Origin of the sequence: Porphyrobacter sp. TH134 (genome assembly GCF_002855495.1) — a bacterium.
Taxonomy (GTDB): Bacteria; Pseudomonadota; Alphaproteobacteria; order Sphingomonadales; family Sphingomonadaceae; genus Erythrobacter.
Genome location: NZ_PKRO01000037.1, coordinates 19,207 through 28,142 on the forward strand (window position 1 = coordinate 19,207; position 8,936 = coordinate 28,142).

An 8,936-nucleotide genomic window follows, 5' to 3' on the forward strand; every position below is an offset into this window, starting at 1 on the left:
CGTAGGTGTCAATGAGGTGGCATCGAATCCTCTCGGTAGCAGCATTGAAGATGCGCCGATGGTAGTGGCTAATGCCGACGAAGCTGAAGATTCGTGGTCGTGCGAGGCCACGCTCAAATTGCTCAGCGAGATTCCACTTGCCGCGCTTCTTAAACCGGACGGAGTGGCTGGGCGCCTCGACCGGATGCTGCGGCAGACCGAACTCGGTGAGCTCGGGCTCCGCTCGTTCGTGTTCCGGCGAATTGAGATCGAAGCCTGGATGATGCAAACGCCCAACTGCGGCCGCCGATCCGTGTTGGAGCTGAGATCACGGGTCTCCTCGCACGTCTACCACGCACTCGTAGCTGCAGGAATGAATTCCGATGACGCGAGCGAAGCGGCAGAAGCGATGCTGTCGGCGCCTGCTCAGACCGAGGCCAGTATCGACGGACCGCCTGATGGGCTCAATCTTGAGGATCTGATCGGCTGGCATCTCCAGCAGGCGAAGCCTCGCTCTAGGGAGATCCTATCACGGCGTTTTGGGCTGGGTGGCGCGACAAAGCAGACGCTAGCAGAGATCGGACTAGACCTTTCTGTAACCCGCGAGCGAATCCGCCAAGTCGAGGCGAAGGAGCTCAAGCGAATCCGCGAACTGTGCATGCGCTTTCCGCTCGACGCGCATCTCGATCGGGAAAGAAAGCGGTGTGTCGACGAGCTGTTCGGTGATCGCGTGCACGCCACCCATTCCGAGGTGGAGCGCTTCGCCCGAGCTATCACGGGGCATCTCGAGCTCGCGATCGAAGTGGTAGGCCACGATCGAACCTCCTGGCTGACCCAAGGGGCGCAGGAACTTCCGCGCGGCTGGCTCCGTCCGGGAACGGAAGCGGAGCTGGTGTCGAAATCGGCGAGCCAACTGGCCGAACACGTCGGCGACGAAGCTCTGCCGCGCGCATTCGCCCCTCTTACCGTGAATCTGGCGCCACGGTACGCTCTCGCGGCAGCTCAACTCGAACTGGGATGGCACATCGAGAGCGGCTATGCCTTCCGGCGCAGACCCGGGCGCCGTGCGATGCGAACGGCAACCCTTCATGCGCTGCTGTCAGCGATTGGGCGGCCTACGGAAGTCGCCGAACTGCTTGCGCGGTATCACGAGGGCGTCCCGACTGACATCTGCTCGGACCGCGACCTGATAATGGTGATGGAGGACGCGCCTCACCTATTCCTCGAACTGGAGGAGGCGCGGTGGACGTCGCTTGGCGCCCATGGCGAGCCGCCCGTTCCGGTTGCCAACGACGCAGATACCGCTACGCCTAGCGGTGACGACGAAGTCGACGATGGAACAGTGGCGTCTGCGCTTGAGCGGGCACTCCGGACTCGTGGTCCGACCAGGGTCAGCACGCTAATCGACGACGCTCTGGACATCCTCCCTAGTGGACGGTCGCCACGCAGCGTCGGTCCGACGTTGCTGACGAACCCAAGTCGCTTCGTGCGCGCGCTGCCTGGCGTATGGGCACTTCCGGAACAAATCCCGACTGAGCCCGAGCTCGCGAAGGCGGACGCGGTCGATTACCTCCTCAACCCAACGCAGGCGAGGAGCTACGCGCTGGCGAGGCGCGCAGGCGAGCCTTGGGGATGCTACCCGCTGTGGACGCCCACCGCCGAGATGCGCCTATGCCGATGGGCGCGATACCATGGCGAGGTGGAACTACTGAGTTCGCTTCTCGCGATCTCAAGTATCGACTGCTGGCCGACCGACTCCGAGGACAAAGCGTGGTGGCAAAATGCCAAGCAACGGGGAAGCCGGTTCGAACTGTGCTTCGACCCGCGTCCTTCCTTCGTGGCGCTGACCCCGGACCGAGTGCTCGCGCTCGCGCTCGCGCTCGTCGATCATGGCACCCTAGGATGGGTCACCGTGAACCGCACTCTGCGTTACCAGGCATGCGCTCATATTGCCGCCGGCGTACTCGAGACCCTTGCGGATGCGGGGATAGTGACGCCGGCGCAAGGGAGCTATGCTTGGCAACTTCCCCACTTTAAGGGCCCCCGGCTGCAGGAGTGGGTCGAGCGCCTCTCAGACGTCATCCACCGCAAGGGCCTGGTCGGGTGGGACGACACCGAACTTTGCAAGCTTGGCGAGACCATCCTCGGTGATGCTCCCGGCGGTGGCGAAGCTGTGGCGCCCGTCGTAGATGAGATGGATGAACTCGAGCTACTCATGGCCGAGCATAGGCACGCGATGCGGGTCCGCCGTCTGCAGGAACAGTTCAACGGGGCGGACGCATGAGCGCACCTGCCGCAAGACCGTCGGTCAAGACACACTACCGCTCGGGTCTCGACGACCTCGGGAAGGACTTCTTCGGACCCTGCCTTGCTGCATCGCGGTCGTATCGCCGGGCCTCCGGCTACTTCTCCTCCGGTGCGCTTGCGACATGGGCGGACGGGCTGCAGCGGCTCGGGCAGGGGCGCGAGATGGCAATCAGGCTCATTGCTTCCCCGGAATTACCCGTAGGTGACCGGGAGGTCCTGGAGCGGCTCGATGATCCGGTCGAGCGCGCACGACACCAGGCCGTACTCGTTGAGCAGATGATGGAGGACCTCGTGCGGCTGGCGGAGGGCGAGGACGATCACGCGACGCGCGTGAGGGTGCTCGCTTGGCTGCTCGCCAACGGCAGCCTCCAGATTCGCTTCGCGTTCCCCGAGCACGTCGAGACCGCGGGCATTTTTCACGAGAAGATGGGGGTATTCGATCTCGACGATGGTGGGCAGATCGCCTTCACTGGCTCGGCCAACGAGACGGCTCGGGGGCACAGCCGAAATTACGAATCCGTCGATGTCTACCGAAGCTGGATGCCGGGGGAATCCGACCGGGTAGCGACGAAGGTTGAGCAATTCGACGAGGCTTGGGAAGGCCACGCGAGTGGGCTGACCGTGCTCGCACCCTCGCCCGAGGTTCTAACCCGTTTACGTTCGGTCGGCACCCCCCGTGCCAGTGTTCCGACGAAGGCTCCTACCGCCGATGCTCCTCCCCCAGACCCCCGTTGGCGGCATCAGGATGAGGCCATCGAGGCGCTCTTAAAGGTGCGAACCGGCGTGCTCGAAATGGCGACTGGCACAGGTAAGACCCGCACGGCAATCAAGCTCATGTCACGTCTGATCGATCAGGGTGAGATCGACAGCGCCATAGTCACGACCGACGGCACCGACCTCCTTGAGCAGTGGGCGCTGGAGCTGGAATCTTGGTCGCTAGACCAGGGGCGCCGGTGGCTCGTGTTTCGGCAATTCGAGCGGCACCGCCAAGGCAACGAATATGCTCTCGGGTCTGAGCGCGCGCTTGTCGTCGTATCCCGAAGCCAGTTGAGACGAGTGCTCAATAGAATGCCGAAGGGCGCCAAGGCACGGACGCTGATCATCCACGACGAGGTGCATGGGCTCGGCATGCCGAGCCTCCAGCGGGAACTCGCCGGGCAGCATGTCGCCTTCGGATGGCGCGTCGGCCTCAGCGCAACCCCGGAACGCACCTACGACCAGGCGGGCAATGACTTCGTGCGTGCCGAGTTGGGGCCAACTGTCTACGAATTCCCATTGGAACGCGCGATTTCTCGCGGTGTGCTCGCCGAGTTCGACTATCTCCCGCTGCCTTATGATCTGACAGCTGGCGACAAGGCGCGCATCCAGGCCCTTTACGCCAAGAAGGCGGCACGTCTGCGCGCAGGCAACCCGATGAGCAATGAGGAAATATGGACTGAGATCGCCCGAATCTACAAGACCGCCGAGATGAAGCCCGAGGTTTACAAGGCATACCTCGACGCGCATCCCGAGACGCTCAAGCGGTCTATCATCTTCGTCGAGACCAAGGAGTATGGCGAGCAGGTCCTCGACATCGTCGACGAGCATACTAACCGCTACCGCACATACTACGCCGAGGACGACCGTGATCATCTCGTTGAATTCGCGCGCGGCGAGATCGACTGCCTCATCACCTGCCACCGCATCTCGCAAGGCATCGACATCCAATCACTGAACTCGGTGGTCCTGTTCGCGTCGGCACGCGCCAGGCTCGAGACCGTCCAGCGGATCGGGAGGTGTCTTCGCCTCGATCCCAGCCGCCCGGAAAAGCGGGCGCTCGTCATCGACTTCGTCCGTCCGCCGCAGCCCGGCGATTCGGTGCCCAATGCAGATCAGGACCGGGCGGCGTGGCTGACCCAACTCGCAACGACAAGAAGAGGAGACGAGCATGGCGCTCGACGCGGCGCTTGAGGGCGCCATCAAGCAGGCCGTCGCGGAAGGGAAGCAATCCCCTGCCGTGGCGGAGCGCATGATCGCTTGGCTCGAAGCGCTGGGTGACGGGGACGTATCACCGGAGCAGAAGGACGCCTTCTATGCGCGCCTGATGGGAGCCGTCACCGGCGGGGAGAACAGCGATGCGGATTAGCATAGCGGGTTGGCAGTCGCAGGGACTGCGCTGCCCAGACGTCAACGTCGACCTGCGCACAGGTGAAGGGACCCCGTTCCATGTCGCGTTCTTGCAGATGCCCAACGGCACTGGCAAGACCACTACGCTCGATCTGCTGAAGGCCGCACTTAGTGGGGAGGCCGAACGCTGGGACGAGGCAACGGTACGTGGCCTGAGGCGCCGCGGCGAGACGCATCTCGGCGGCAATTTCAAGGTGAAACTCCTCGTGGACGGGCGACCACTTACGTTCGAGATCGACCTCGACTTCGAGAACGGCCGCGCAACCTGTCTGACGACCCGGCCCGGTAGCGGCGGTGTGCACCGCCGGTGGGCGCCACCTCCAGAGATGAGGCGGTTCCTCGACCGCTCGTTCCTCAATCTGTTCGTGTTTAACGGCGAACTAGCGAACGAGCTGTTCAAGGCGTCCGCGACAAGAGCCGAGGACGCGATCGACGCGCTCTGCCAGCTATATTTGCTCGAGGACGTGTCCGAGCATGTTGAGAAGGCCTGGGAGAAGGCGGCCGCAGGACGCGCTGGCCCGAAGACCGAGAACGCGCTGGCGACCCTGCGCACCAAGCGAACCGACCTCCTCGCCCGCAAGGTGAAGCTCACACGGATGCGGGAGAAGGCGGTCGCCGACATGGCGGACGCGAAGGCCAAGAGCGCCGAGCTCGAGGAAAAGATCAAAGCTAAGACCGCAGGAATGGTCCAGGACCAGAGCGATCTGGCCGACGCGCGCACCGCGGAGGCCAGCGCAGTCGCCGACGTGAAGAGCGCGACTACGGCCGCGCTCGCTGCGATCCGGCTTCCTCTGGCTCTCAGCCCGCTGATCGGTGAGGCGCTGGGTACCTGGAAGGAGAGCCTGGAGGAACTGAAGCTCCCGGAGGCGACCTCGGCCCAGTTCTTCACCGACCTACTCAAGCAGGACGCCTGCATTTGCGGCAACCCAATGAGCGAGGTCATGCAGGAGCAGATCGCCGCACGCGCTAAGCTGGTGCTCAGCACGAGCGAAAACGGCCAGCTCAACATCATCAAGGGCGATATAGAGAAGTACGAGCCGGAGCCGGGCGAGCCGAGTTACCATAGTGGCCTGCAGGCAAAGCTCGCGGACCTGTCGAAAGCGCGCCGGGAGCAGCTGGAGGCCGAGCAGAACGTCCGCGCGCTGCGCCGGAAGATCATCGATGCCGGCGGCGAGCAGGTGAAGCAGTGGGAGGCTGAGCAGGAGGCAGAAGACAAGCGCTACGGGGAGCTCGAGGATCTTATCCACTCGATCGACGACCCCGGCCTGAACGTCCGACCGGCCGAGGAGATCTTCTCGCTCGCCCGGATCCAGCGCGAGATCGATGAGGCGACCGATAAGATCACTGAGGCGACCAACACCGTCGACCTGCGGGCGAAGACAGCGACGATACAAGCGATCATCAACCGCGCTGAAGATCTCGCCAGGCGCACCATTAAGCGCGAGCTACTCGACGCGTGCAATCAGCGCCTCGAGCAGATCCTAGTAAACGACCCCATCGAGCTTGAGTCGATCGAGGGCCATCTCAAGCTCGCCGGCCAAGAGAGCGGGAGCGAGGCGCAGATGCTGTCTGTGGGATATACATTCCTGATGACCCTACTCGAGCGGGGCGACAACCGATTTCCGCTGCTGGTTGATAGTCCCGTCGGAAAGATGGACGGTTCGGTCCGACGGCAGGTGGGACGGCTGATCCCGGACCTTTGTTCGCAGTTTGTAACCTTCGTCATCAATACCGAACGGGCGGACTTCGTTACCGCCGTCGAAGGGAAAGCGCGGGATGCGCTCCACCTCACGTTCTTCCGCAAAACGGATGGGACGAGGCGGCTGATGACCAACCTGCCGCCCGGCAGATACGAGGAGACCAGCAACGGCGTGCTCGTCAACGACGAAGGTTATTTCGACACATTTGACATGGAGGTGGAGGAGTAATGGCTTCCTTCAGGATCAGGGAAGATGCCCTCAACTGGCTTTCGGATGTGCAGCGCACACTTCCGGGCGGCACTATTTTCGACCTCTACTACTTCTGCGCGATGGCTGGTCTCACGGCCGGGCGCTCCGAGGAATTGAAGGGTGCGTCGCGCGAAATGGTGGATTACTTCGTTGCGGACTACAAGCCCGTGGCGAGCTTTATCCTTGCGATGCTAGTCGTTGCGGAGCTGAAGAAGGGCCGAATCGGTTTGACTGAAGAGGGAGAGGTACGCGAGGTGTTCCGCAGTCTCGTCGCGGGCGGCGGCGAGAACGGACTCACGGACGAGGGTATGAAGCGGCTGAATGCTTATGCCAATGGCGGCTACGAGTATCTGGCCGAGCAATGGGAGCAGCGTCCTCAATCGGCCGAGGAGTTCATAAGGACATACTCTGCGCTGGTGGGTGAGGCCGCCGAGAGCGGGCCGTTCGCAGCCCCTGGATGAGGAATAAGGCGAGCCATGCTCAAGTGAAAGTGCGTTTTTCTTCGACTGCGAGAGTTGCCAGATTTGTGCATATGGCTCGGCCCGGTCGAAGATCCTATGAGCGCTTTGTTTTTCTGTTATGATCTGGTGGGCAAAAGACCGGAGCCATTGTGACCAATTTCGACATTGAAAATGCCGAGGCTCGCGGAACCCAAAAGTGGGAAGGGCTGTCTGAAATCGATCAGGCGATCCGCGATAATCGTCTAATGGAATATCGGATCAAGAAGTCATGGGCCGATCCGTGGTCGCGAGCCCTGACGGTTGCAGTCCTCCTTTTGCTCGCGAGTTTTGCCGGCTTTGCTCTCTATTGGGATGCCTTGAAGGGCTGACGCTTCACCACTCTTTGACATCATCAGCGGCCTCAGCACTTGCGCCCTGTGCTCCCTTTGTGACAGCATCCAGACGTCCTCTTGATCCGCTGATCTTCTGGCGACCGGTAACCTGAGCCCTCTGAACCTCATCACGGATATTGCCGACGCCCACCTGTGCTACTGTGCCAGAGCCCCCTACGCCAGTCTGCGCGCGCTCGCGTACTGATCCGGCGCCAGAGACAGCCGGACCGGACACGGGCCGTCCGGGGGCGAGGACTAGATGATCTTCGATCCCGTCGCGAAGCTGCTCAGCATAACCTTCAATGAACTTGGCCTGCAATGCCTGGCCTTCCGGACTGAGCTGGAAAGTGACGTCGTCGAACCGAACATTGCCGTAGAAGTCTCGGTTGCGATCGATCTCGGCCAATCCCCATTCACGGTAGGCTTGGGACAGATTGAGGGTTCCTGCCGCGCTGTTGCCATTGAAGAACGACGCTTGGGTTTCGAGGCGGTTAGCAAGTTCCTCGGCGCGCCTTGCCTCGCGGCTGTAGCTTTGCGCTTCGGTGAGGGACGCATTCATGCCGCTTGCCGAGCTTGAAATTGAGGAACTGCTCGAGGTGCTGACAGACCGAACGAACCCGTCGCGGGTGCTCGACCAATTTCTGCTGTCGGACATCTGGGCCAAGCTACCGAAGATCCGCGAGCGGTCCTCTGAGGCGATGCCAATGTCACTGTCGGTCCACGCTTGGTTTCGACCACCCTTGGCTCCGATGTTCGCAGATGCCACTCCATTCGTGATGCCGGCAGTTGCGCCTGCCTCGCCATTTAGAAACCAGGAAACGGTGATGTCGTCGGCCGCTCTGCGCGACAGTCCGAATTGCCGCTGCAGATTGGTCGATGCCTGATCGACCTCGCTGAACGCGGTCTGGATGCTGTCGGAATTCGAGGTGCCGGTTGCGCTCTCGAAGGATGCGCCGCGGCTGAACTGGTCTCTGAGCTCGCGGAACTTAGTGACCGCGCTGGTCGTCGATTCCGTGGCGACATTGGCATAGGTCTCGCTGTTGGCGCGGGCCTGCGATGCCATCGTCGACAGGCGCGCCGTGAACTCCTGGCCCAGCGTCGGCGTGAAGGGATAGCTGGAGGTCGGGATCTGGTCGTAGCTGCCGTCCGGAAAGCTCGTGGTCATTGCCCCGGTGTCGCTGAAGGTCCGCGTCTGCGGCGCGCCGTACGTGAAGCTCGGCGCGATCGTGCCTTGTGCGAACTGGCGGGTTAGGACACTCGAGTTTTCGAAGCTGGTGTTGCCGAGCGAGACGTTGCCGGTACTCGCTTCCCGGGCCGCTTCCTCGGCCGCGTTCTGGCTCGGGTTGAGGTAGCTCGTGGCATGGTGGGAAATCGCCATGGCGCCCTTGGCCACACCCCCGGCTAAGAACGGCACCGATGCGATGAGATAGCCTGCCAGAAGACCGATATCGCTGTTGACGTCGGCCATGCCGGTAAAGCTTGCAAGGCTGAGGCCGTTGCTGCCCGTGACCGCGCTCATGTCGGCCGCACCCTTGTACATCAGCATCATGTGGAGGATCACGAACAGGGGTCCCCAGGCCGCGAGATAGAAGAAGCCCGTCACGTAGTGTCAATGGACACCCAGTGTTACGAGCTAAGGCGACACCCAGTGTTACGAGGTGTCTCGTTGTGACCGTGCGATGATTTCAGGGGCGGGGAGCATG

The 8,936-nt window shown here is 62.3% G+C and carries 6 protein-coding genes and 1 pseudogene; 6 read left to right on the forward strand and 1 reads right to left on the reverse strand.

The genetic code is table 11. From position 1 onward, the window contains the following. Positions 1–16 precede the first annotated feature (16 nt). From C0V72_RS13280 to C0V72_RS13305, 6 genes are all read left to right on the forward strand, one after another. The gene (locus tag C0V72_RS13280) at positions 17–2,263 is read left to right on the forward strand and encodes a sigma factor-like helix-turn-helix DNA-binding protein (protein WP_143704598.1); all 2,247 of its coding nucleotides are present in this window, start codon (positions 17–19) and stop codon (positions 2,261–2,263) included. Beyond that, a complete protein-coding gene (locus C0V72_RS13285; protein WP_101794624.1) occupies positions 2,260–4,236 on the forward strand; it encodes a DEAD/DEAH box helicase family protein in 1,977 nt (658 codons plus the stop codon). Before C0V72_RS13280 ends, C0V72_RS13285 begins: the two co-directional genes overlap by 4 nt. Then, on the forward strand, positions 4,214–4,411 hold the full coding sequence (locus C0V72_RS13290; protein WP_101794625.1) for a hypothetical protein: 198 nt from the start codon (positions 4,214–4,216) through the stop codon (positions 4,409–4,411). The genes C0V72_RS13285 and C0V72_RS13290 overlap by 23 nt, the downstream gene beginning before the upstream one ends. Beyond that, positions 4,401–6,380 carry an ATP-binding protein gene (locus C0V72_RS13295; protein WP_101794626.1) on the forward strand — a complete coding sequence of 660 codons (1,980 nt, stop codon included), beginning with the start codon at positions 4,401–4,403 and terminating at the stop codon, positions 6,378–6,380. Before C0V72_RS13290 ends, C0V72_RS13295 begins: the two co-directional genes overlap by 11 nt. After that, a complete protein-coding gene (locus C0V72_RS13300; protein WP_101794627.1) occupies positions 6,380–6,862 on the forward strand; it encodes a hypothetical protein in 483 nt (160 codons plus the stop codon). Before C0V72_RS13295 ends, C0V72_RS13300 begins: the two co-directional genes overlap by 1 nt. 149 nt (positions 6,863–7,011) lie before the next feature. Next, a complete protein-coding gene (locus tag C0V72_RS13305; protein WP_172439029.1) occupies positions 7,012–7,230 on the forward strand; it encodes a hypothetical protein in 219 nt (72 codons plus the stop codon). A 4-nt stretch (positions 7,231–7,234) separates the two neighbouring features. Here the strand turns inward: C0V72_RS13305 and C0V72_RS13310 are convergent. Then, a pseudogene (locus C0V72_RS13310) lies at positions 7,235–8,839 on the reverse strand (conjugal transfer protein TraG N-terminal domain-containing protein); the annotation flags it as partial. Between the last annotated feature and the right edge of the window lie 97 nt (positions 8,840–8,936).

Coding starts and splice junctions, on each gene's coding strand:
- C0V72_RS13285 (WP_101794624.1), top strand. CDS start 2,260: ATGAGCGCACCTGCCGCAAGACCGTCGGTCAAGACACACTACCGCTCG.
- C0V72_RS13290 (WP_101794625.1), top strand. CDS start 4,214: ATGGCGCTCGACGCGGCGCTTGAGGGCGCCATCAAGCAGGCCGTCGCG.
- C0V72_RS13295 (WP_101794626.1), top strand. CDS start 4,401: ATGCGGATTAGCATAGCGGGTTGGCAGTCGCAGGGACTGCGCTGCCCA.
- C0V72_RS13300 (WP_101794627.1), top strand. CDS start 6,380: ATGGCTTCCTTCAGGATCAGGGAAGATGCCCTCAACTGGCTTTCGGAT.